Below are 23,073 nucleotides of genomic sequence, written 5' to 3' on the forward strand. Positions count from 1 at the left end.
GTCTATCGTGGGCCCATGAACCTCCGCCTCTACCGACCCGCAGATGCCAGCGCCTGCCTGTCGATTTTCGACAGCAACGTGCCCACCTACTTCGCGCCCGAAGAGCGCAGCGACTTTGAACGCTTCCTGCGTGAGCAGGCCATGGACTGCGCCTTCCAGGTGATCGAGCGCGACCACCGCATCGTGGCCTGTGGCGGCCTGTCGCGACGCGGTGATGGCAGTGCCGGTTTCTGCTGGGGCATGGTGCAGCACGCGCTGCACCGGCATGGATTGGGACGCGAACTGGCGCTGGCGCGCCTGCGCCAGGCCGAAGCGGATCCCTCGATCAATCGCGTCACGCTCAGCACCAGCCAGCACACCCAGGGCTTCTACGCCGGCCTGGGCTTCCAGGTGACACGTGTGGTGCCCGATGGCCACGGCGCCGGGATCGACGCTGTGGAAATGGAGCGGGAGCTCTAGCGCTCCCGCCCCGGTCCCATCCACGCCCGCCGTGGTTCTACCGCTGGCCCGCTCCCCTCAGAAGCCCACGCGCAGGTTGATCTGCCCGCCGACATCGCGGCGACCGTCGCCGTGCTGGCCCTGCACGAACATCGACAGCTGGCTGTTGCGGCCGAGCCCAACCGCCACGCCGACCTGACTGACCAACGCATTGCGTGCCATCACCGCGCTATAGACGTCGAAGGAATTGCCACCGACCGCGAAGCGGTTGCGGCTGGCCACGTCGGTGTCACCCGATGCATGCTGCCAGCCGAGGCCGACCGTCAGCTGTGCCGGGAAGCGCTCGCCGCTGCCCACGTCCCAGCGGCCGCGCACACCCACGGTGCTGACATTGAGCGTGTCCTTGCCGCCTTCCAGCTCCAGCGCAACAGTGCCGCCCTGCTCCACCGCGCGATCACTGTCGACCCAGTGCTTGGTGAACTGCACGTACGGCTGCAGCTGGGTCCTGCCGTGGGTCCAGGTCCAGCTGCCCTCCACCTGGGCGATGGTCACATCCGAGTCCTGGCGGCTGTACAGGGTCTGGCCCAGCAGCGGCACCTCACGCGTGGTGCGCGTGCGGTAGTCGCCGCGCGACACGCTGCCACCGACCGCAAAGCCGTTGTTCCATTGGCCCTGCGCATACAGGCCGAAGGTGTTGCCACGCAGGCGGGCGCGCGAGCTGCGATCGTACAGGCGCGTATCCAGCCGTTCGTTGCCGGCCGCTGCACCCAGCACCACGTGCTCGCCCAGCTGCCAGTCCACGCCGGCCATCAGCGCATTGCGGTTGGAGCGGATGTCGTCGCCGTTGCCATCACCATCCTGCCTGAACACCTTGCCGCTGCCGGCCAGCCAGGCCGAGGCACGCTCACCGCGCACGGTCGGCAGCTCACTGCCCAGGCGCTGGCGGATACCCTCTTCCAGGTAATTGTCGTACAACAGCACCGCACGGCTGGCCGCATGCACTTCACCGGACAGCTGGTCGAAGGCCGCGCGCGCGGTACCCGCGTCATACATCAGCAGCGTGTTGTACAGGCCCAGCGCCGGACCACTCTGCGGCAGGCTGTCCAGCGCTGCGGCGGTGTTGTACTGGTTGCGCGTCTTCGCCGCCGTGGTGAAGGCTGCGGTCTGCGCCACATCGATCTGCAGATTGGCCGTGTTCGCCGTGTAGACCGGGGTGATGGTCAGGAAGGCCGACGGCGTCTTCGCCGAAGCGAACTGCCCGCTCACGCCACCGCCCGCATTGACCACGGTGTACTGCTGGCCCTGCTGGTAGCTGGTGCTCGGCGAGATGGTATTCACCTGCACGCTGCTGCCACCCACGTTGGCACTGCCACCCACCTGCACCGTGTCGCTGCCGGTGGCACCCAGATCGATGCCCAGCGTGCTGCCCGGCGACAAGGTCAGGTTGCCACCCACCGTGATCGTGCCGGTGCCATTGCCCGCACCGCTGCCATTGCCTGGGCCATTACCCGGCGACAGCACGCCGCCACTGGATACCGTCACGCCACCACCGGTACCCCCGATGGTGCCGGTGCCGGACAGCGTGGTACCGCTGCCGATGGTCCACTGGCCGCCGATGTTGCCGGTGACATTCAGGCCACCGCCGGTGACCTGGCCGGTGCCGCTGAAACCACCACTGTTGCCGCCGAGATTCAGCCCGCCCGGGCCGGCCTGCACGATGCTGCCACCTCCGCTGATGGTGCCACCCAGCGTGGTGCTGCCACCGGTGTTGATGATCAGCCCACCGTTGTTGGTGATGTTGCCGGTGATCGAGCCACTGGCGCCGCCATTGCCAACCTGCACCGTGCCACCGGCGTTGATGGTGGTGCCGCCGGTGTAGGTGTTGTTGCCGGTCAGGGTGATGGTGCCAGCGCCGGCCTGGGTCAGGCCACCGCTGCCGCTGATGGTGCCGCCAACGGTGGTATTGCCACCGACGTTGAACACCAGGCTGCCGTTGTTGCTGACGTTGCCGGCAATCGATCCGCTCGCGCCGCCGTTGCCGACCTGCAGCGTGCCGCCGGTGTTGATGGTGGTGCCGCCGGTATAGGTGTTGTTGCCGCCCAGGATCAGCGTGCCGCTGCCGGCCTGGGTCAGGCCACCGCTGCCGCTGATGGCGCCGCCGACGGTGGTGTTGCCACCCACGTTGAAGATCAGGCTGCCGTTGTTGGTGACGCTGCCGCCAATCGCACCGGTCGCGCCGCCATTGCCCACCTGCAGGGTGCCACCGGCAGTGATGGTGGTCGGGCCGGTGTAGGTGTTGTTGCCGGTCACGGTCAGCGTGCCACTGCCGGCCTGGGTCAGGCCACCGCTGCCGCTGATGGTGCCGCCCAGCGTGGTGTTGCCGGCCACGTTGGACACCAGCGTGCCGTTGTTGGTGATGTCGCCGACGATCGAGCCGGTCGCACCACCATTGCCCAGCTGCAGCGTGCCGCCGGCATTGATGGTGGTACCGCCGGTGTAGGTGTTGGTGCCGGTCAGCACCAGCGAGCCACTGCCCGCCTGGGTCAGGCCACCCGTACCACTGATGGTGCCGCCCAGCAGGGTGTTGCCCGCGACGTTGGAGATCAGCGAACCATTGTTGGTGATGTCGCCAGCGATCGAACCGGTCGCTCCACCATTGCCCACCTGCAGCGTGCCACCGGCAGTGATGATGGTGCCGCCGGTGTAGGTGTTGTTGCCGACCAGCGTCAGCACGCCGGCACCGGCCTGGGTCAGGCCACCACTGCCACTGATCGCGCCGCCGACCGTGGTGTTGCCCGCCACGTCGAACACCAGGCTGCCGTTGTTGGCGACATTACCGGTGATCGCACCGGTCGCACCGCCATTGCCGACCTGCAGCGTGCCACCGGCATTGATGGTGGTGCCGCCGGTATAGGTGTTGTTGCCGGTCAGAGTCAGCGTGCCGGCACCGGCCTGGGTCAGGCCGCCACTGCCGCTGATGGTGCCGCCCAGCGTGGTGTTGCCCGCCACGTTGGACACCAGCGCGCCGTTGTTGGTGATGTCGCCGACGATCGCGCCGGTCGCACCACCGTTGCCCACCTGCAACGTGCCGCCGGCATTGATGGTGGTACCGCCGGTATAGGTGTTGTTGCCGGTCAGCACCAGCGTGCCGCTGCCGGCCTGGGTCAGGCCACCGCTACCGCTGACCACACCGCCCACGGTTGCGGTGCTGCCCAGGTTGTAGACCAGGCTGCCGTTGTTGGTGATGTCGCCCAGCACCGAACCGGAGCTGCCACCGTTGCCGAGCTGCAGCGTGCTGCCACCGTTGATGGTGGTGCCACCGGTATAGACGTTGTCGCCGCTCAGGGTCAGCGTGCCGGTGCCGCTCTGCACCAGGCCACCGGTGCCACTGAGCACACCACCGAAGGTGGTGCTGCCGTTGTTGCCGCCGGTGGTCAGGGTCGCACCGCCCAGCACCACGCTGGATCCGGTTACGCCGGCCAGGCCTCCGATGCTCTGGTTGCCACCGGCACTGATGTCCAGCGTACCGGCACCGGTCAGATTGACCGTGCTCGCACCCGACAGGGTGCCACCGGCCGCCACCGCCAGCGTGCCGCTGTTGATGGTGGTGTTACCGGTGTAGGTGCTGGCACCGCCGAGGGTGACCGTTGCTGCGCCATCCTTGAGCAGGCCGCCAGCGCCGCTGATCGGGCCGTTCAAGGTCAGCGCGTTGCTGCCGGCAAGGGTCAGCGTGCCGCTGGCCAGCTGCACGGTATTGGCCAGGGTCAGCGCGCTGGTGCCGTCCAGGCTGGCATTGCCGCCCACGGTCAGCGTGCCGGTTCCCAGTGCATTGTTGTTACCCAAGGCAAGGCCACCGGCGTTGAGTGCCACGCCACCGCTGAAGGTATTGCTGCCGGTCAGGCCCTGGATGCCCGCACCATTCTTCACCAGGCCACCGGTACCGGTAATGTCACCAGCGAAGGTCGTGTTTCCTACGCCATTGAGGGTCAGCGTGCTGCCGCCGAGCGCAACCGTACTGCCGGTAACACCCGCCAGTGATCCGATGCTCTGCGCGCCACCGGCAGAAATATCGAACGCTGTTCCGGCGTTGGCCAGTGTCACCGCGCCATTCGCTGCCAGGCTTCCTCCGGCGCCAATCGCCAGCGTGCCCGCATTGATGGTGGTGCCACCAGTGAAGGTATTGGCACCGGTCAGGGTCTGGGTGCCAGTGCCTTCCTTGATCAGCCCACCGGTACCCCCCACCGAACCACTGAACGTGCCATTGACGGGACCACCAATGGTCAAGGTGTTGCCGCCCAGGTTCACCGTGCCGTTGCCGATCAGGGTACCGAACTGCTGCGTGCCGCTGCCCGCCGACAGATCGAAGGTCGCACCACTGGCCAGGTTGACGATGCCACTGGCATTCAAGCTCGCGCCGGCGCCCAATGCCAACGTACCGGCATTGATGAAGGTGCCACCGGTATAGGTATTGGCACCGTTCAAGGTCAGCGTTGCCGCGCCCTCCTTGGTCAGCGAGCCGGTGCCACTCAGGCTGCCGTTGAGGGTGAGGTTGTTGCTGCCGAGCACGGTCAGCCCGGCGTTGAGGACGAAGTTGTTGGCCAACGTCACCGCAGTGTTCGAATCGAGCGTACCGTTGCCACCCACCGTTACCGCCCCGGTGCCCAGCGCAGCATTGTTGCCGACCACCAGGCCACCGGCATTGAGCGTTACACCGCCACTGAAGGTGCTGGCGCCGTTGAGGGTCTGCACGCCTGCGCCGTTCTTGACGAGGCCACCATTGCCGGTGATCGCACCGTTGAACGTGCTGTCTACCGTGCCGCCCAGGGTCAGCGCACTGCCCCCCAGCGCCACGGTGCTGCCGGCCACACCGGCAAGCGAACCGATGCTCTGGTTGCCGGCCGAGATGTCCAGGGTACCGGTACCGGCCAGGTTCACCGCGCCGGTCGACGCCAGGCTGCCGCCGGCGCCGATCGCCAGCGTGCCGCTGTTGATGGTGGTGCCTCCGGTGTAGGTATTCGCACCGGTCAGGGTCACGGTGGCCGCACCGTTCTTGATCAGCCCACCGGTACCGGAAACCATGCCGCCCAGGGTCAGTGCATTGCTGCCCAGCAGGTTGAGGTTGGCACCTGATGCCAGCGTGATGTTGTTGGCCAGGTTGGCCGCGGTCGAAGCATCCAGCGTAGCGCTGGCCCCCACCGTCAGCGCACCGCTGCCGAGCGCAGCGCTGTTGCCGACCACCAGGCCACCGCCGTTGAGCGCCAGGCCGCCGCTGAACAGGTTGGCGCCACCCAGCGTGAGGATGCCGGTGCCGTTCTTGACCAGGCCACCGGTGCCGGAAATCGCGCCGTCGAACACGCTGTTGCCGTTGCCGCCGAGGATCAGCGACTGCGCGCCCAGAGTGACCGTGGAGCCGGTCACGCCGGCCAACGAACCAATGGTCTGGCTGGCACCGGACGTCGAGATGTCGAAGCCGGTTCCCGCTGCGGTAAGTGTCACTGCACCGGTGGCCGCCAGGCTGCCGCCCGGACCGATCGCCAGTGTGCCGGCATTGATGAAGGTGCCGCCGGTGTAGGTGTTGGCACCGGTCAGCGTCTCGATGCCCGCACCGACCTTGGTCAGGCCACCCGTACCTGCGATAGAGCCACTGAAGGTGCCATTGGTCGCCCCGCCGACTTCGATCGAATTGGCGCCCAGGTTGACCGTACCGTTGCCGACCAGGGTGCCGAACACCTGCGTGCCACTGCCGGCCGACAGATCCAGCGTCGCGCCGGTGGCGAGGTTCACGGTACCGCTCGCCGCCAGGCTTGCACCGGCACCCAGCGCCAGTGTGCCGGCGTTGATGTTGGTACCACCGGTATAGGAGTTGATACCGTTCAAGGTCAGCGTTGCGCCACCATCCTTGGTCAGGCTGCCGGTACCGGAAATCATCCCGTTGAGCGTCAGCGCATTGGTGCCCAGTACGGTCAGGCCTGCGTTGAGCGCGATGTTGTTGGTCAGTGCTGCCAGGCCGGTGGTGTCCAGCGTGGCGGCCCCGCCGACGGTGAGCGCGCCAGAGCCCAGCGCCGCGTCATTGCCGAGCACCAGCCCGCCTGCGTTGAGCGTCACGCCGCCGCCAAACGTGTTGGCACCGGACAACGTCTGCACGCCTGCACCCACTTTCACCAGGCCGCCGCCGCCACTGATCACGCCATCGAACGCAGCGTTCGTCGCTGTGCCGAAGGTCAGCGAGTTTCCGCCCAGGGCCAGTGTGCTTCCGCCCGCACCGTTGAGCGCGCCGATGGTCTGGCTGCTGCCGGCACCGGAGATATCGAAGCCAGCGCCTGCGCCCAGCGTGACATCACCCGCCGCGGCAAGGCTGCCACCTGTTCCCAGTGCCAGCGTACCGGCGTTGATGGTGGTACCGCCGGTATAGGTGTTGGCACCAGACAGCGTCAGCGTGGTGGCACCGTTCTTGATCAGGCTGCCGTTGCCATCGATCACACCCGACAGCGTCAGCGCATTGCTGCCCGGCAATGTCAGTGCGACACCCGAGCCCAGCGTGACCGCATTGCCGAGCGTCGCTGCAGCACCCGCATCCAGCGTGGTGCTGGCATTCACCGCCAGCGTGCCGGAGCCGAGTGCGCCGTTCGCGCCGACCACCAGGCCACCACCGTTCAAGGTCAGGCCGCCACCGAAGGTATTGGTGTTGTTGAGCGTCAGCAGGCCTGCACCGTTCTTGATCAGGCTGCCGCTGCCGGCCACCACGCCTGCAAGGGTGAGATCGCTGCTGCCGCCCAGCGTCAGCTGCGTACCCCCACCGAAGTTCACGGCGTTGGCCAGGTTCAGTGCCGTCGTTCCGTCCAGGCTGACGTTGCCGCCGATGCCCAGCGTGCCCGTGCCCAGCGCCCCCGAATTCCCGAGGATCAGGCCACCGGCATCAAGCGCGACATCGCCACTGAAGGTATTGGCACCGGACAGCGTCTGCACGCCAGCACCGACCTTGATCAGCCCACCGCTGCCATCGATGACACCGGCAAAGCTGCCATTGCTGGCGCCACCGAAAGTAAGGGTCTGCGTGCCCAATGCCACATGGCTGCCTGCCACGCCGTTCAACGCGCCAATGGTCTGCCCGGCACCCGCTGCGGAGATGTCCAGCGTCGCGCCGGCACCGGCGAGGTCCACCGCACCGATGGCGGCAAGACTGCCACCCGCGCCGAGTGCCAGCGTACCTGCGTTGACCGTGGCGCCACCGAGGAAGGTATTGGCACCGGACAAGGTCAGCGTCGAGGCGCCGTCCTTGATCAGGCCACCGGCACCACTCACCACACCGCTCAGAGTGAGATTGCTGCTGCCCGGCAGGGTCAGCGTATTGGCGCCCAGGTTCACTGCATTGACCAGCGAAACCGGGGCGCTCGCATCCAGAGAAACATTGCCGCCGATGTTCAGTGCACCGGTACCCAACGCACCGTTGGCGCCGACCGACAGACCGCCCGCATTCAGCGCCAGACCACCACTGAAGGTGTTGCTGTTGTTCAACGACAGCACACCAGTGCCGGTCTTGATCAGGCCACCGGTGCCGGTGATCAGTCCGCCCAGAGCAACATTCTCATTGCTGGTCAGGCTCAGCTGCGCACCGGCATCGAGATCGATGGCATTGCCCAGGTTCAATGCCACCGTACTGCCCAGGGTCGCGTTCGCGCCCACGGCAAGCAGCCCGGTTCCCAGTGCGCCAGCGTTGCCCAGCATCAGGCCACCGCCGTTGAGCGTCAGCCCACCGGCGAAGTTGTTGGCGCCGTTGAGCGTGAGCGTGCTGGCGCCGTTCTTGACCAGGCCACCGGCTCCGGAAACCACCCCGCCAAGCGTGATCGCCTGCGAACCCGGCAGCGACAGCGCAGCCCCACTACCCAGAGTGACATTGTTGACCAGGTTCAACGCCGTGCTGCCATCGAGCGATGCATTGCCACCCACGCTCAATGCGCCCGTCCCGAGTGCACCGCTGTTGCCCAGCAGCAGGCTGCCGGCATTGAGGTTCAGGCCGCCGCTGAAGGCATTGGTGCCGTTCAAGGTCAGCAGCGAGGCACCGTTCTTGGTCAGGCTGCCGGTGCCGGTGATGTTGCCGCCCAGGGTGAGGTTCTGGCTGCCCGGCAGGGTCAGCACCGCGCCAAGGTTGATGGCATTGCCCAGATTCAGTGCTGCGGTTGCGTCGAGCAAGCCATTGCCGCTGACCGTCAATGCGCCGGTACCGAGTGCACTGCCGTTGCCCAGCAACAGGCCACCGGCCGCCAGGTTCAGGCCACCACTGAAGGTATTGGCGCCGCTGAGCGTCTGCGTGCCCGTTCCCTGCTTGACCAGGCCACCGGTACCGCCGATCACGCCGCCGAATGTCTGGTTGGTGGCATCACCGAAGGTGAGCGTGCTGCCGCCCAGCGAGAGGATGCTGCCTGCCGCACCGGACAGCGCACCGATGGTCTGGTTGCCGCCGAGCGAGATGTCCAGTTCGGCGCCGGCCCCCGCCAGGCTCACCGCCCCGGTGGCCGCCAGACTGCCACCACTGGCCAGTGCCACCTTTCCTGCGTTCACGTTCAGACCGCCGGTGAATGCGTTGGCCCCACCCAGCGTGAGCGTGAAGGCGCCGTTCTTGACCAGGCTGCCGGTACCACCGATCACGCCGCCCAGCGTCAGCGCGTTGGAGCCCAGCACGTTGAGCGAACCACCCACCCCCAGGTTGATGCCGTTGCCCACGGTCAGTGCCGAGCTGGCATCAAGCGTCACCGCGCCACCGACATTCAATGCGCCAGTTCCCAGCGCACCGCCGTTGCCGAGCACCAGTCCTCCAGCCGTGAGCGACAGCCCTCCACCAAACGTGTTGGCGTTGTTGAGGGTCAAGGTGGCCGCGCCGTTCTTGACCAGGCTGCCGGAGCCACCGATCACGCCGTTGAAGGTCAATGCCTGGTTCCCGGACAGATTGAGGATGCTGCCCGCGCCCAGATTGACCGCGTTGGCGAGAGCGAGCGCCCCGGTGCCATCGAGAGACACGTTGCCGCCAACACTAAGTGTTCCAGTACCCAGCGCGCCTGCATTGCCCAGCAGCAGGCCACCGCCGTTGAGCGTGACGCCACCTGTGAAGGTATTGGCGCCCGACAGGGTCTGGGTACCCGTACCGACCTTGACCAGCGCGCCGCCGACACCGCCGATGACGCCGGAGAAGCTGGTGCTGGTGTTCAAGCCACCCAACGTGAGGCTGCGCGCGCCAAGGTTGAGCGCACCGGATCCGGCGAGTGAGCCGATGGTCTGGCTGGCCGCAACCGAGAGATCGAGGTTGGTACCTGCGCTCAGCGAGATCGCACTTGTCGGCGACAGACTCCCACCGGCGCCCAATGCCAGCGCACCACCGGTGACCGCGAAGGAGCCCGTAAGCAGGTTGGCACCATTCAAGGTGAGGGTACCCGGACCCGCCTTGACCAGGTCGCCAGCGCCGGAGATCGAACCATTCAGGCCCAGCGCGTTGCTGCCCAGCAGGTTGAGCGTGCCGCCACCGTTGATGACGAGGTTGTTGCCCAGATTGAAGTTGGCCGAGGTATCCAGCGAAGCGTTGCCACCGACGGTCAGATTGCCGCTGCCGAGCGCACCGGCATTGCCGAGCACCAGGCCGCCAGCATTGAGGTTGACGCCACCGCTGAACAGGTTCGCACCGCCCAGGGTGACGATGCCGGTGTTGTTGACCGTCAGCCCACCAGCGCCTGAAAGCACTCCGCCCAGACCGAATGCATTGGTTCCGGACAGAGACAGATTGCCACCGAGGCTGAAAGCGTTGGCCAGGTTCAGACCGGCCGTGGAGGACGCGATGGCACCGCCGCTGGCGGTGAACAGCCCTGTGCCGAAGGAACCGGCATTGTTGAAATTGATCAGACCATCATTGAGTGTGGTCGTACCTGCACCAGCCCACGCACCCTGCAGGTTCCAGGTACCGCTGTTGACGGTGAGCCTCTGGAAGTTGATGTACTGGTTCCAGCCCAGCGTGGTCACCGCCCCACCGGTACCGCTGCCCGGGCCGGTTGGGCTGTTCTGCAGCACCAGCCTGTTGTTGGACGCCGAACCACCGTCGACGATGCCGGCCGCGGCCAGATTCACCGCAAGCACGCCGACCTGTCCAGCGACGCCGATACCGGCGGTATTGACGCTGGAACCAGACACGGCGGTGAAGGTGTTGCCGGTGACCGAACTACCCAGGTTCACGCTGCCGTTGATGGTTCCCGCATTGAGGAAGGTATTGCCGGCCCCCGCCGTGGCCGAGCCTTGGAACCCTATGCGGCCGGTAATGGTGCCGGTGTTGTTGAGATTGGTCTGCGCACCACCGTAGCTGACGATCGATGCCGCATCGGCCGTGGTCAACAGGCCTGCGCCAAGGATCGACATGTCCACATTGCCGGCGTTGATGATGTTGCTGACACCGCCGGAAGCGTTCTGCATCACCAGCGCCTGTCCACCGAAACCGAGAATGGAGCCGATATTGACCAGGCCTTTGATCGCCCCGCCCGCCTGGTTGTTGACGTTGATGGTGTTTCCACCGACGGTGTTGTTACCCAGCACCATGCCCGACGCCGCCAGGCTCAGGCCACCGTTGAGGGTGGGATCGATCGTGCCCTGGTTGTTCACGGTGATGCCGTTACCGCTCAAATTCACGGCACTTCCGCCAACGATCGGCGGCACGCTGAGCACAGCGCCGGTCTGGATATCCAGCGTCACGCCATTGATGCTGTTGGCCAGCGAATTGGTATTAGAGCCAGTCGCGCAGGTCACCGTGGTGCCTGCGGTAGTGCACGCCGCGAACGCCGAACCACTGGCCAGCGTGGCCGCCAATGCCACCGCCAACTGGTGCGCCCTCAATCGCGGCACCCGCCCTGCGCAGATCGCGCTTCCCCCGGGATTCTGGGCGACCTCCGAAGCAACCTGCATTACGCCGAGGGCACGATTGAAAACCAGACGGTAAATGCGGTTCATCGGTAAATCTCCATGAAAAGACCGGATGGCACTGCAGGCAGGTTTTTTGAAGACAATGCGGCCCACCCCGGCTCCCGACACGGGAACAAGGCCTGGCTTCATTAACTTCTGAAAATCTTCACATCTTCACGCGACCGCACCTGGAAAAGGCAGGTCAACGTGTCCGTCAAGGCGAAAACTCCCCGATTTCGCATGACGAATGGCGGCACTGTGCGGCCGATGGCGCCAGCGGCATGTGAATCACGCTCGTTATTTTCATGACGCACGTCAAATAAAACGGGCGGACAAAATGGTTTTGCCGAAAATGCATATACCTGCAGCAGGCGGAGATTCCTTTCTCCGCCCAACTAAATGCATTCAGCTGCTCGAGAGTTTCATCAGCACCAGGCCGGAAACGATCAGCACCGCCGCACCGATCCGCATCGGGCTGACCTGCTCACCGAGGAAGACGATGCCGACCACGAACGCACCGACCGCGCCGATGCCGGTCCAGATCGTGTAGGCGGTGCCCAGCGGCAGGCTGCGCATGGCCACCGCCAGCAGCCAGAAGCTGGCGATCATGCCGATGATGGTGACCACGGTAGGGGTGAGCTTGGTGAAGCCTTCGGACTGCTTCATGGACACGGCCCAGACGATTTCCAGCAGGCCGGCGAACAACAGATAGATCCAGGCCATGACAGCCCTCCTCTTGGTAGGGCCAGGCCGTCCTGGTCATTGATTCCCGATGCGGGGGAGGTCGTTCCTCCTGGCCGGTATTCTAGCAACGCCGGTCGGCGCGGGGCGTTGCCGGCAGACGCGGGTTACAGCCGATTCAGTGCACGAAGCTGGCGTCGATGTACCTGCCTGCGCTATAGTTGCCGTCTGCCATCGGCCAGCCGATGTGCAGTCCGGCTGTGGTCTCCGGCGCATCGCGCGCTGCTTCCCCTGATCCGTGAACCGGCCGCCCACTGGGCGGCCAACGTCTCTATGGTGGCCCCGTCGGCCCCTCGCGACGCTAGGTCGAAAATCCCGCCAGGGCCGGAAGGCAGCAACGGTATCGATCGACGCGGGCGCCGAGGTCAGCCGGCGGGGCCATCGCCTTTTCGGGCGTGGCCCCACTTCTGGTAGCTGCCAATCTTGGTTGGCGCTTTTCGCCGGGCATGGCCCGGCGCTACCGCGCCTCAGGCGTGCCCTGGTGAAACACCACCCTCCATTCCTGCGCATGCCGTCGCCACAGCGAACTGCGCAACACCCAGCCCTGGGCCTGGCCATCAACGTGATAGCGGCTGCGGTAGCGCACCTGGGCCAGATCCTCGGCCAACAGCCACACCGCGTACTGTTCCGATTCGATCAGCACCTGAGCGCGCTCCAGCGGGATCTCCTGCAACGCCGCATCACGGCCGTAGCATCGCCCGGAACTGCCGATCTCGCTGAAATCCTCGTCCAGAAGTGCCGCCAGTTGCTCGCGATCGGCCCGCACCTGCGGCGCATGCAGCGCGCGTTCCAGCGCCTCCAGCTCGGCAGCCAGCGCCGCGTCGGCGGGCTGGCCAGCACCGCTCACGGCGGATCCTGCACCAGCACGTGCGCTGCAGTGGGGTTGGCCAGCGGCACGCACTGCCCCGGCTGCGCCACACGGTGCCCCCGCGCGGCCAGCGCCTGGCCGTCGGCCGCGCTCGCATAGTGGTAGAGCATCATCCGCGCCTGCAGTTCGGCGCTGTACTCGCGCTCCAGGTCGTCCACGCCAGTATGCGACGGGTTGCCGTGCAGGCCGCAGTCGTGCGCGATCAGTTCATTGTCGTTGGCGAAGCGGGCCAGCATCTCCGGAATCGGCCGGGTATCGCCGCTCCAGGTCAGCGCGCCCTGCAGGCGCAGGCCATAGGCCGTCTCCGGCCAGTGGTGGCGCACCGGGAACACTTCCAGGCGCACGCCCTCGTGCCAGAACGCCTCGCCCACCACGACCAGCTGGAACGCATCCCAGAAGTTGGCACCGCCCTCGGCCAGCACATTCGGATAATCACCGATGCGCTTGTGCAGCAGCGGCACCACCGTGGCGGGCACGTACAGGCGCACCTTGCCGCACCGGTGCGCGTTGAAGAAGGTATCGACGAACAGCCGCTCGAAGCCCGCTACGTGGTCCAGGTGCACATGGGTGACGAACAGCGCCTGCGGCATGTGCCCGTAGTGCGCCTTGAACGCGGTCAGGCCTTCGCCGCCACAGTCGATGGTCAGCCACGGCCGACCGTCCCTTTCGATCACCGACATCGGCGACCCCAGCTCGACCGCCGACGCATTGCCGACGCCGAGGAAACGCAACGACCAGTCCATCAGGTGCCCCGGTTCCAGGCCATGTCATAGGCGCGGCGCAGCCGCGCGTAATCCTTCTGCACGTCTTCCATGCTGCGCTCGCCGCGCAGCTTGATCAGCGAGCGCAGCAGGCGCTTGAGATTGCGTTCGCGCCAGGCGGTCGCCGGGATGCGGATCACCCCGCGGTCGAAGTCGATCAACCAGCCGTGGCCGTTGCCGTCGAACAGGATGTTGTGCGCATTGAGGTCGGCATGGTCCAGGCCGGCACGATGGAAGCGGGCGATCAGCCGCCCGGTCTCCTCCCACGGTGCGCCCCGGCCCGCGACCAGCGCACGGTCGGCCAGCGAACGGACACCCTCGATCCGCTCCATCAGAATCGCAGCCCGGTAGCGCAGGCCCTCGCGCATGTAGAACGCCGCCAGTGGCCGGGGCACCGGCAGCTTTTTCTCGCGCAGCGCGCGCATCAGCCGGAATTCGGCGAAGCTGCGCGTCCGGTCCGCGCCGCGCCAGAGGTACTGGTCATGGCTGATCTTCGCCGCCAGGCCACCGCGCAGGTAGTGGCGCAGCACGCTGGCGCCGAACGGCGCATCGACGAACCAGGCGCTGCCACGACCGCCCTCGCCCACCGGCCGAGCCCTGCTGCCCCAGTGCTGGGGCGAGAACAGGCCGATCTCGGCTTGCCGCAGCCGCTCGCGGTCGAACAGAATGGCCCCGATGCCGCGACCCTCGCGGCATGGCGTCAGCGCTTCATTGGCGTCGAATGCGACCATTTCATTGAGTCTAACAACACATGGCATCAGCGTCCTCCTCCTTGTGCCTCCTGCGCCTGTCCGCACTTGGCGATGTCACCCACGTGGTGCCCCTGGTGCGCACCCTGCAGGCTGCGCGCCCGGATACGCCGATCCACTGGATCATCGACAAGGCCGGCCACAAGCTGCTCGACGGCCTGCCCGGTGTCACCTTCCATGCCTACGACAAGAAGAGCGGCATGGCCGGGGTCAAGGAACTGCGCAGGCAGCTGCCGCCGGGGCGCTTCGAAGCGCTGTTGCAGATGCAGGTGGCGTTCCGCGCCAACCTGCTGTCGGCCTTCATTCCCGCAGAGCGTCGCATCGGCTATGACCGCAGCCGCTCGAAGGACCTGCATGGTCTCTTCATCAACGAACGCATCCCCGACCGCCCCGGCATCCATGTGCTGGATGCCATCGGCAGTTTCTGTGAACCCCTTGGCCTGCGCCAGACCGAGGTCAGCTGGGACCTGGCGGTGCCGCAGTCCGCATATGAGTGGGCCGCCGCGCAATGGCAGGACGATGGCCGCCCGGTGTTGATGATCTCGCCCTGTTCCAGCCACGTGCGCCGCAACTGGTATGCAGACCGCTACGCCGCCGTGGCCAACCACGCCGCACAGCGCGGTTGGCAGGTGGTGCTGTGCGGAGGCCGCAGCGAACTGGAGCGCAGCATGGCCGATGCCATCCAGGCGCAGCTGCACACACCGGCGCTTGACCTGGTCGGCAAGGACACCTTGAAGCAGCTGCCGGCGCTGCTGGCCCGCGCCAATCTGGTGATGACCCCGGACTCGGGCCCGATGCACATCGCCAACGCGATGGGCGCCAAGGTACTGGGCCTGCACGCGGCCAGCAACCCGAACCGCAGCGGTCCCTATTCCGACCGCCGCTACTGCGTGGACCGCTACGACGATGCCGCGCGCAAGTACCTGGCCAAGCAGGCCACCGATCTGAAGTGGGGCACCAAGATCGAGTTCGACGATGTGATGGAACTGATCACCGTGGAAGACGGTATCGCTGCGTTCGAACGCTACGTCGCCGACCACCTGGGGTGAGCGGCAGGCTGCCCCGGATTACGCGCGCTGCGCGTAATCCTGGTAAGACTTCTCTTCCACGTACGCCGAACCCAGCGCCAGGTTGATCGCCTTCTTGATGCGCGCGCGTTCGTCATTGCGCAGATAGACGCTGCGCGCCAGGTCGATGAAACCCTGGTCGAACGCCTGCGCCTTCTCTTTCAGGCGGATGTCGTCCTCGATGTCCCACAGCTGCTCGTTGACCGCCTTCAGCTCGGCACGCAGCTTGGCGATGTCCTTCACCGCCGCCGGGTGTGCCATCCAGGTCTGCTCCAACGCCGACAGTTCTTTGCGCACATTGGCCAGCTTGCCCTCGTCACTGATGCGCTCGGACTTGATCTGCAGGATCGAGATCTTGTCCAGCAGCTCGCCGAAAGAAACGGGAACGAGGATTTCAGCGGTCATGGGGAAAGCTCCAACAGGTGATGCAGGCAGTTTAACCCGCAGCTCGCGATGGAATGGGTAGATCCACGCCATGCGTGGATGAGCCTGCCAGCAGGAACAGCATCCACGCATGGCGTGGATCTACTGATGCATCTGCCCCGACAGGGGCGGGGAGAGGCAGGCAAAGGGAGGGGCCCACAGGTTGCGCAGCAACGTGTGGGGCAACGCGCAGAGCGCGGCGCGTCCCGCGCCAGATTAAAGAAAAAGGGCTGCCTTTCGGCAGCCCTTTTTCTTTAATCTGGCGGAGAGGGGGGGAGTCTAAGCCACATCACTCCCAAAACCCTTGCAGCGCAAGACTTAGCGCCCGAGGCACCCACGCAAGGTGTCCAAGGAAGTGCCCACGATATCACCGCCGTTCCGACGCCACAACGCAAGATCCGCGCATTCGGCCTGTACAATTGCATCGCGCCAAGGTAGGCGCGCCCACAGGGGGATCAATGAAGAAAATTACAGGGCTCGCCTGCGTTCTTCTGGCAGGATGTGCGACAAGTGCCGCGCCGAATTTCTTCAACGGCAACTATTACATGGCTGGGGACGCGACCTGCAAGCAGGTTCGGGCCCTCTCGCCCACCCGAGTCATGTGCATCGACAAGAAGGGCAATGACACAGGCTACCGCGACGCCTTGACCGCTGAACAATTGCAGATGTACCACATGCAAATGCAGTACCAGCAGGCTCAAGCACAGTTGTATAGCCAAGAACTCCAACGTTCCAATCAAGCCCTTCAGAACAGCACTCAACAGTTGCTACAGCAGAGTCAGCAGTACACTGCGCCTCAAGTGACCCCCATAACTCCACCCGGCGGATATCAAACGCGCTGCCTTGTGAATGGGATTTACGTTAGTTGCAGGTCCAACTAAAACGAATTCGGAGAGCGTAATGGGCGACTTTGAGCGTACCTTCGGGGCAGGGGCCAATCTCGACTCTATTATCGGTGGATTCAATCGAGATCACTTCCGTGAGCAGCGATCCACGCGCAGCAGTTCAACGCCCAGAAAAAAAACGTTCAAGACGTTTCGGGAGGCCAGTGACTGGGCGAAGAATAATCCGGGGCGTTCTTTTGGGCGCGTCCCTGGTACAGATGAATTTGAGCCCAAGGGGTGATCAAATTTAGTTTGAGTCCGCCCCTGTTAGGCCGACGGCTGGCGTACTAGCCAGCCGTCAAACGGTTCGCCTTAGGCTTGCTCTTCCTGTTCCTTTACCCAATCTAAGACCGCGCGCATCTCTCTCTGGTCGTAGTAGGAAGGCGCAGAGCGCGGTTCAAACACTCCGTTAGCAATCGCGGCATCAAAATGATGGCGTGCGGCCTCATAGTTTGGCACATGCAGGCGCTTGATCAGTTCCAGAACCTCGCTCTCTTCCGAGAAACGCTTATCCGATAGGAACGACAGGAGCGTAATCAGGCCATCGGGACCCACAAAACTGGAAAGCGGCAGGTCGGCAACCGTGTACCTCTTGGCGGCAAACCACTGGTCCTCGTCGTGGTAGCACGCGCTTTTTCGGTCCGCATTTGGCGATGCGTGTCGGTGGTGCACAAGGCGGAGATGGTGGGCACTCCGCTGAATGTCATCGGGTCCGTTTCGTCCGTTGAGCCACTCTACCCAGCCATCGTCAACGCTGAGGATCGGATTGCCACACTGATCGCAAGTCCACGGTGCATCGACTTCCATATTTGCCCCCTGTTGGTCGTTGAGCCTCTAGTTGTAGCGTGGCCGAAGACCGGCGGCAAGCGGCGTTTGCGGCGCACGCGTCTGCGCGCGCACCTGGGCGGGCGAAGCCCCCACCAAAATTGCTTTTGCTTTTGCTTTCGTTGCCTTCGCATGCGCTCTGATCTTTGTTCGTGCGGCCTTCGTTACCGCCACGTCCTTTACGGGGCCGGACACACTCGCGCGCGGCCGCTGACCACCCCGGCCGCGCCGTTTTGTACCGTAGGACATGAGGGATGCTGTAGAACGGTGACCCATAATTTTCGCAGCCGTCTCCGGCGTCGTCTTTCCGTCCGAAATGTCTCCTTTCAGATCGCTCCCGACAGCATGGCGGAAGGTGTAGCAACTCATGCCTTGCACCTGCAACGCACGGTTTAGGCTCCTGTAGTCGGCGGGCGTCGTGGCAAGCGTGTAGTGCCCGCCACGCTCGGCGCACAACAGCGCAAGCCCTTGGACAGCCTTGCCGCCGCCCGACAGGGGGAAGGCCAAGCGGCGCTTTTCATGGCCCCGTAGTGCGTCTACCTTCGCTCCAATTATTTCTACGCCGATGCCGCTGGGCTCTCCATGCTTGTCCCTCAACAATTTCACACTAACCCCGGCCATCAACTCTGCCGGGCGGCATCCAGTCAGCGCCAACAGCGCCAGACGCTCGCTGTGCCGCTCTAGGAGCCTCGTTCCACGGTGCCTGCTGTCCAGCAGCGCACAAGCAGCGGTGTCGGCCTTCGGCGCACCGCTGAGGCGCTTGGACTTGTCCACCGGCTTGCGGCCCTCCGTTTCTATTTTGAGGGCCTTCGCCGCCCAGGCTTCTCGACCGGCCGCCAAGAATTGGGCATCAAGTGCAACCGCCAATTTCCATGCTTCTGCGGTGCATTGTTGGGCATGAGCCAGGTCGCCGGATTTGCGCGCCTGTTCGGACAGTGCGCGCCATGCCCGCACATCCTCGGCCATTGCCCAGCGGCACGCCGTGCGCAACTTGTTCCAATGCTGCGCACTGTTCGCCTTCTCCCATGCCGTAACTCCCTCGCGTACCAATCTCGTGTACACGCGGCGGTACTCCGTTGACGTTTCCAGCGTTAGCGCGCGCTCCGGACACTCGGCCAGCACCTTCCGCGTGTACTTGTCGGCTTCCAATGTCCACGGCTTACCTGTGGCAATGGCCTGCCTGCGGTGCCACTGTTCATCGCGTTCCAATTTTTCTTTGTGCTTACTCGTCCAACCACTACACAGGGGTAGTGGTCGAACATCGTGCGCACGTTCGCCCGTTTCATATTCTGAAACGAGCGAGGGGGCTGTGCCCCCGTGTGGCCTTATGGGGTTACGCTCTCGCTCCACCCCGTCCACACTCCCCCCATTCTCGGACGGTATAACCGTCCGAAAATGGTTTGAAGCATGTAGGGCTGAGGGTGATTTCTGTTTCATATTTTAATTGAAACAGAAAAACGAAAGCGCGCAATGGGTGCAGGCCACCAAACTCCTGCGCGCTGGTGAAGCATCAAACGGCTCGCTAGCGCTGACTAATCACGAGCGTCGCCAGAGGTGCGGACGCTTGGTGCCGTGTGCAAAGGAAAGCGCAGCGATGGGGCGTGTGGGCGTTGCGACCGGAAGCGTGTCGGCGCGCGGGGTCAGATAAAAAAGCCGCAGGGGCCGATAGATGTTGGGTGTGTGTTAGTGACTGTCCTGAACGTATGCACATGTCGCACCTAGGGTGTTGTAACGCCGTGTGTCAGTTTTTCTGAAAAATCACCCCAAGACCATTGCCCCGCAAGGATTTCGGCGTGTACACGTGCGTGTGACGATCTGAGACGAAAAAATGGCTGATAGCCAAGCGCCGCAACGGTTTCATCGTGCGCCCTTCAAACACGGGAAATCGCCCATTGAAAAAGGGGCCGTTTCCGGCCCCTTCTTCATACGCATCAATCATCAAGAAATTGAGTTTAATACTTTATCGGCCATTGACTCTTCTATTTCAAGCCCCACGTGTGGGGCAAATTGAGCCGACAAGGTCAAACTAGCATCACTGCGAAATATGTCAATAGCGATTGATTGACAATTAAACAATAAACCCCGCTTGACAATCAAGCGAGGTTTATTATGTTGAATACATGGCCACACGGTTGACAGACCATGTGGCGAGTAAGGCAAAAAGAGACTTTGCGCTACCCAAGCAGTTGCTCCTACCCCTTCAAGGTAGCAACGAACGCAAAAAAATCAAGCCCCTTTCTCGCCCACTTCTCTGCTCAACCGATAGGCCATCGGATATTGAAGAAACGGGGCAAGTAACCACGCCGCAAATATTCGGGACTGTCGCGCAAGGCGGGGATTATTGAACACGGCGCACTGCATAACTAGGTACGAAGGGCTGGACGATTTCCCCCCGACGCACTGGCCCTGACCAGGTTCAAGGCGGAGTTTATTCCGCGCACAGGGCTGGCAACACCGATAAACCGCGTGTTGCTTGTGGGCTACGGCAGGGTGGGTTTGAAATCACATTCCGAGTGTTCACAGACAAGTTCGTTGCCCTTGGGGGAGTTTTCCCTGTGGGAAAACGAATAACATCTGTGAACACCCTCAAGCCAAAGCTAAAAGCAACATTGTGGATAAATCCACCCCTAAGTCTAACGACCTAATACTTTAGAAAAGCTAGGTTTTTCTAGTGGTAAAGCTTTACTGTGCCATGGAAAGCCAATAAATAAAATACAAGCCCGGAGGGGCGTAATGAAATGAAGCCGGTGCGCGCGCCCTCAAATGGGATTGTCGGGCTGGTATGGAATTATAAAAACAGGCGGGGACAGAGCCCCGCACGCATCCGCGCTTTAGGCAGGAGCAAACAGAGGCGTCAGCGCCGCCACTTTCACCACACCCAAATTTGCCCAGTCCAGTGCTGGAAAACACTGCGCAGCCAAGACGGTCGGAGACACCTTCTTACCATAGACCGCCGAATGATCGTCATCAAGGTCACGACCTCCTTCGTGTCCGACGTAGGCGACACGAAACTCCTTGCCCACCAAGCCATCTTGCATCCGCTGAATGACCGTCTTGCGGAAACTGTGCAGTCCAATACGCCCATCGCCACGAGCGGCGATTTTCAGCGTATCGCTCAGCAGATGACTGAACGCCTTTTGAGGACCATTGGCCGGGCCGTTCTTGGCGTCGAAAGTCAGATTGGGAAACAACTTGCTCTCACCATCATCTTGCAACCTTTCGACCAACTTCCACAGCCCCAGCGCGAGCAAGTCCGGGTGGATTGGGATCGTCCTTTCACTGGCCTCCGTTTTGAGACTCTTATCCGCGCCTTCGGTCGTAATATGGATGCACTTGACCCCATCCACAATCTTGAAATCGGCCAATTCCAATTGCGCGATTTCATTGGAACGTGCGCCCGTGTAAAGCGCGATCATGGCGACCCAGCGAGATGACTGTCGGCGCATAGCCTTCAGTGCTGGGAAAGCGAAAATCATTTTGAGTTGGGCGACTTCAAAAGGCTGCCAACCGGTCTTTTTGGACTGGAGTCGCTTTGCTTTCTTGCTGACCTTGATATGGCCTCGGGCAATGTTGTCACCCTTGGGGTAGTAGCCTGCCGCCATGGCCCAGTCAAAGAACAGCGACAGCCAACGCGTCTTTGTTTCAATATAACTATCCGTCAGCGGCTTGCCGGTCCGCGCTGCGGGAGTTTGTTTCAGACTGATGACCCATTCCGCGCAATCAGTCTTGGACAGATCGCCCATTGCCACCCGCGCCGGTGAGCGCTTACGCGTGGAGTTCTTCCACGCTACAAAAGCTTTCACGGCCTCCAATTTCTGGCCTGGAGTCTTACGGGCCCCGCTGGTCAAGGTCTTGGACCATTTTTCGACTGCCATCTCCAAGGCGATGCGAGTGGACGCGGACAGCGGCGCACCACCAACAGAGGCCACCCCTTGCGCGTTCAGCAACCGGACGGTTTCCAAAGCGGCAGCGTTGTCCTGCGCCGAACCGTCCGTTTTGACTGTGTAACCGTGAGGACCGGCTACTACTTCAAAGTCAACCTGCCCCTTCTGCGCGCTGCGGAGCAGTTCATCCACGCTCTTTGCCATATCCCCTCCTTGAAGGGCCACAGCATAGCGGGAGGCGAGCACAAGGGCTTGCAGATGCGCCACACGGGCATCACGCGTACCGAGCGAGCGCTTGACCACCTTGAGGCCCAATGGGCCTTGGAAGCGCTTAGGAACCTTCCAGCGGAAGTGATAGACCCCAGTGGGGGATAGAACAAGGTAGTTCGGCAATCGCATGAGAGTGTCCAAGCGAGTGCCCAAGAGCCTAAAAATGAAAACGCCCGCAAGTCATTGACTGGCGGGCGCTTCATCTAATCTGGCGGAGAGGGGGGGATTCGAACCCCCGAGGCGCTATAAACGCCTGCCTGATTTCGAGTCAGGTACATTCAACCACTCTGCCACCTCTCCGGGTGGTCCCCGGAGGACCGGGGACGCGCATCATACGAGGAAGTGAGGCCGACGACAAGTCATTCCGGCCAACGAAGTGAAAATTTCCTGAGCGCACGCCTTGCCGGATGCGCGCAGCCACCCGATGATGCCTGTCTCCCCAGCAACACCCCGCCCCAGCGCCCATGATCGAATTCGGACACCTCACCCACCCCGGCATGCGCCGCGAGCTCAACGAGGACACCTACTACGGTGACAGTGAGCTGGCCCTGTGGCTGGTGGCCGATGGCATGGGCGGGCACGCCTGCGGTGAAGTGGCCAGCGCGCTGGCGCGCGAGACCATCGTGCGCGAGATCCGCCGCGGCGCACCGCTGGCGCAGGCCATCCGCACCGCCGACGAAGAGATCATCCGCGCCTCGCGCCGGCGCAACGACACGTTGCCGATGGGCACTACCGTGGTCGCCGCACGGGTACAGGGCAACCGCTATGAAGTGGCGTGGGTCGGCGACAGCCGTGCCTACCTGTGGCGCGACGGACAGCTGGCCCAGCTCAGCCAGGACCACAGCGTGGTGCAGGAGCTGGTCGCGCAGGGCAACCTGACCGCCGAACAGGCGCGTGCGCATCCGCACCGCAACGTGGTCACCCAGGCGCTGGGCGTGACCGATCCGGCGCATCTGAACGTGGCCACCACCAGCGGCGAACTGCGTCCGGGCATGCAGCTGCTGCTGTGCAGTGACGGCCTGACCGAAGAAGTGGACGACCGCAGCATTGCCCGCACCCTCGCCTTCGAGGATGCCAGCGCACAGGAATGCGTGGACACGCTGGTTGCCGCCGCGCTCGACGGCGGCGGCCGCGACAACATCAGCGTGATCCTGGTGCGCTGCCACTAACCGGTAGATCCACGCCATGCGTGGATGCGGCGCTGCCGGCCAGCGGCCGGCACTACCCCACT

General features: G+C 63.7%; 15 protein-coding genes, 1 tRNA gene and 1 other RNA gene. 6 read left to right on the forward strand and 11 right to left on the reverse strand.

The annotated features are described in order from the left end of the window. Window positions 1-15 precede the first annotated feature (15 nt). A complete protein-coding gene (locus QRO95_RS09615; protein WP_182267333.1) occupies window positions 16-459 on the forward strand; it encodes a GNAT family N-acetyltransferase in 444 nt (147 codons plus the stop codon). A 57-nt stretch (window positions 460-516) separates the two neighbouring features. Here the strand turns inward: QRO95_RS09615 and QRO95_RS09620 are convergent, their stop codons facing one another. Continuing rightward, window positions 517-11,418, reverse strand: coding sequence for an autotransporter-associated beta strand repeat-containing protein (locus QRO95_RS09620; RefSeq protein WP_285302423.1), 10,902 nt, complete (start codon window positions 11,416-11,418; stop codon window positions 517-519). A gap of 357 nt (window positions 11,419-11,775) precedes the next feature. Further along, window positions 11,776-12,093, reverse strand: coding sequence for a quaternary ammonium compound efflux SMR transporter SugE (gene sugE, locus QRO95_RS09625; RefSeq protein ID WP_010483859.1), 318 nt, complete (start codon window positions 12,091-12,093; stop codon window positions 11,776-11,778). 300 nt (window positions 12,094-12,393) lie between these two features. Here sugE and ffs point away from each other — a divergent pair. Beyond that, window positions 12,394-12,490, forward strand: an RNA gene (gene ffs / locus QRO95_RS09630) — signal recognition particle sRNA small type. Between the two features lie 78 nt (window positions 12,491-12,568). Here ffs and QRO95_RS09635 read toward each other — a convergent pair. The 3 genes from QRO95_RS09635 to QRO95_RS09645 are packed head-to-tail and all read right to left on the reverse strand — an operon-like array spanning window position 12,569 to window position 14,471. Beyond that, window positions 12,569-12,958, reverse strand: a complete 390-nt coding sequence (locus tag QRO95_RS09635) for a DUF4440 domain-containing protein (RefSeq protein ID WP_180838460.1) — start codon at window positions 12,956-12,958, stop codon at window positions 12,569-12,571. Next, on the reverse strand, window positions 12,955-13,722 hold the full coding sequence (locus QRO95_RS09640) for an MBL fold metallo-hydrolase (RefSeq protein ID WP_285302424.1): 768 nt from the start codon (window positions 13,720-13,722) through the stop codon (window positions 12,955-12,957). Before QRO95_RS09640 ends, QRO95_RS09635 begins: the two co-directional genes overlap by 4 nt. Then, window positions 13,722-14,471 (reverse strand): 3-deoxy-D-manno-octulosonic acid kinase, encoded by a 750-nt coding sequence (locus tag QRO95_RS09645; protein ID WP_049400634.1) that lies wholly within the window; start codon window positions 14,469-14,471, stop codon window positions 13,722-13,724. Before QRO95_RS09645 ends, QRO95_RS09640 begins: the two co-directional genes overlap by 1 nt. Before the next feature lie 20 nt (window positions 14,472-14,491). Here QRO95_RS09645 and QRO95_RS09650 point away from each other — a divergent pair, with 20 nt between their 5' ends. Continuing rightward, on the forward strand, window positions 14,492-15,538 hold the full coding sequence (locus QRO95_RS09650) for a glycosyltransferase family 9 protein (protein WP_049421589.1): 1,047 nt from the start codon (window positions 14,492-14,494) through the stop codon (window positions 15,536-15,538). Window positions 15,539-15,556: 18 nt separating this feature from the next. On the opposite strand, the gene QRO95_RS09655 is transcribed toward QRO95_RS09650, so the two are convergent. Continuing rightward, window positions 15,557-15,961, reverse strand: coding sequence for a DUF6165 family protein (locus QRO95_RS09655; protein WP_046982834.1), 405 nt, complete (start codon window positions 15,959-15,961; stop codon window positions 15,557-15,559). A 476-nt stretch (window positions 15,962-16,437) separates the two neighbouring features. On the opposite strand from QRO95_RS09655, the gene QRO95_RS09660 reads away from it, so the two are divergent. Continuing rightward, the gene (locus QRO95_RS09660) at window positions 16,438-16,860 is read left to right on the forward strand and encodes a hypothetical protein (RefSeq protein WP_101363584.1); all 423 of its coding nucleotides are present in this window, start codon (window positions 16,438-16,440) and stop codon (window positions 16,858-16,860) included. 19 nt (window positions 16,861-16,879) lie between these two features. Further along, a complete protein-coding gene (locus tag QRO95_RS09665) occupies window positions 16,880-17,104 on the forward strand; it encodes a hypothetical protein (RefSeq protein ID WP_285302425.1) in 225 nt (74 codons plus the stop codon). 71 nt (window positions 17,105-17,175) lie between these two features. Here the strand turns inward: QRO95_RS09665 and QRO95_RS09670 are convergent, their stop codons facing one another. The 5 genes from QRO95_RS09670 to QRO95_RS09690 form a co-directional block, all read right to left on the reverse strand. After that, complete coding sequence (locus QRO95_RS09670; protein ID WP_285302426.1) at window positions 17,176-17,670, reverse strand: hypothetical protein; 495 nt, start codon at window positions 17,668-17,670, stop codon at window positions 17,176-17,178. A 27-nt stretch (window positions 17,671-17,697) separates the two neighbouring features. After that, the gene (locus QRO95_RS09675) at window positions 17,698-18,897 is read right to left on the reverse strand and encodes a hypothetical protein (RefSeq protein WP_285302427.1); all 1,200 of its coding nucleotides are present in this window, start codon (window positions 18,895-18,897) and stop codon (window positions 17,698-17,700) included. Window positions 18,898-19,429: 532 nt separating this feature from the next. Next, complete coding sequence (locus QRO95_RS09680; protein ID WP_152904905.1) at window positions 19,430-19,627, reverse strand: hypothetical protein; 198 nt, start codon at window positions 19,625-19,627, stop codon at window positions 19,430-19,432. Between the two features lie 892 nt (window positions 19,628-20,519). Further along, the gene (locus QRO95_RS09685; RefSeq protein WP_005408278.1) at window positions 20,520-21,971 is read right to left on the reverse strand and encodes a site-specific integrase; all 1,452 of its coding nucleotides are present in this window, start codon (window positions 21,969-21,971) and stop codon (window positions 20,520-20,522) included. A gap of 80 nt (window positions 21,972-22,051) precedes the next feature. Further along, window positions 22,052-22,142, reverse strand: a tRNA-Ser gene (locus QRO95_RS09690). Window positions 22,143-22,306: 164 nt separating this feature from the next. Between QRO95_RS09690 and QRO95_RS09695 the strand changes: the two genes are divergently transcribed. Beyond that, window positions 22,307-23,011 (forward strand): PP2C family serine/threonine-protein phosphatase, encoded by a 705-nt coding sequence (locus QRO95_RS09695; protein ID WP_032129328.1) that lies wholly within the window; start codon window positions 22,307-22,309, stop codon window positions 23,009-23,011. The last annotated feature ends 62 nt before the right edge of the window (window positions 23,012-23,073 follow it).

The sequence above is a fragment of the Stenotrophomonas maltophilia group sp. Smal13 genome, assembly GCF_030236855.1.
Classification (GTDB): Bacteria; Pseudomonadota; Gammaproteobacteria; order Xanthomonadales; family Xanthomonadaceae; genus Stenotrophomonas; species Stenotrophomonas maltophilia_A.

Coding starts and splice junctions, on each gene's coding strand:
- QRO95_RS09685 (WP_005408278.1), bottom strand. CDS start 21,971: ATGCGATTGCCGAACTACCTTGTTCTATCCCCCACTGGGGTCTATCAC.
- sugE (WP_010483859.1), bottom strand. CDS start 12,093: ATGGCCTGGATCTATCTGTTGTTCGCCGGCCTGCTGGAAATCGTCTGG.
- QRO95_RS09680 (WP_152904905.1), bottom strand. CDS start 19,627: ATGATTGATGCGTATGAAGAAGGGGCCGGAAACGGCCCCTTTTTCAAT.
- QRO95_RS09665 (WP_285302425.1), top strand. CDS start 16,880: ATGGGCGACTTTGAGCGTACCTTCGGGGCAGGGGCCAATCTCGACTCT.
- QRO95_RS09640 (WP_285302424.1), bottom strand. CDS start 13,722: ATGGACTGGTCGTTGCGTTTCCTCGGCGTCGGCAATGCGTCGGCGGTC.
- QRO95_RS09620 (WP_285302423.1), bottom strand. CDS start 11,418: ATGAACCGCATTTACCGTCTGGTTTTCAATCGTGCCCTCGGCGTAATG.
- QRO95_RS09650 (WP_049421589.1), top strand. CDS start 14,492: ATGGCATCAGCGTCCTCCTCCTTGTGCCTCCTGCGCCTGTCCGCACTT.
- QRO95_RS09670 (WP_285302426.1), bottom strand. CDS start 17,670: ATGGAAGTCGATGCACCGTGGACTTGCGATCAGTGTGGCAATCCGATC.
- QRO95_RS09645 (WP_049400634.1), bottom strand. CDS start 14,471: ATGGTCGCATTCGACGCCAATGAAGCGCTGACGCCATGCCGCGAGGGT.
- QRO95_RS09655 (WP_046982834.1), bottom strand. CDS start 15,961: ATGACCGCTGAAATCCTCGTTCCCGTTTCTTTCGGCGAGCTGCTGGAC.
- QRO95_RS09660 (WP_101363584.1), top strand. CDS start 16,438: ATGAAGAAAATTACAGGGCTCGCCTGCGTTCTTCTGGCAGGATGTGCG.
- QRO95_RS09615 (WP_182267333.1), top strand. CDS start 16: ATGAACCTCCGCCTCTACCGACCCGCAGATGCCAGCGCCTGCCTGTCG.
- QRO95_RS09695 (WP_032129328.1), top strand. CDS start 22,307: ATGATCGAATTCGGACACCTCACCCACCCCGGCATGCGCCGCGAGCTC.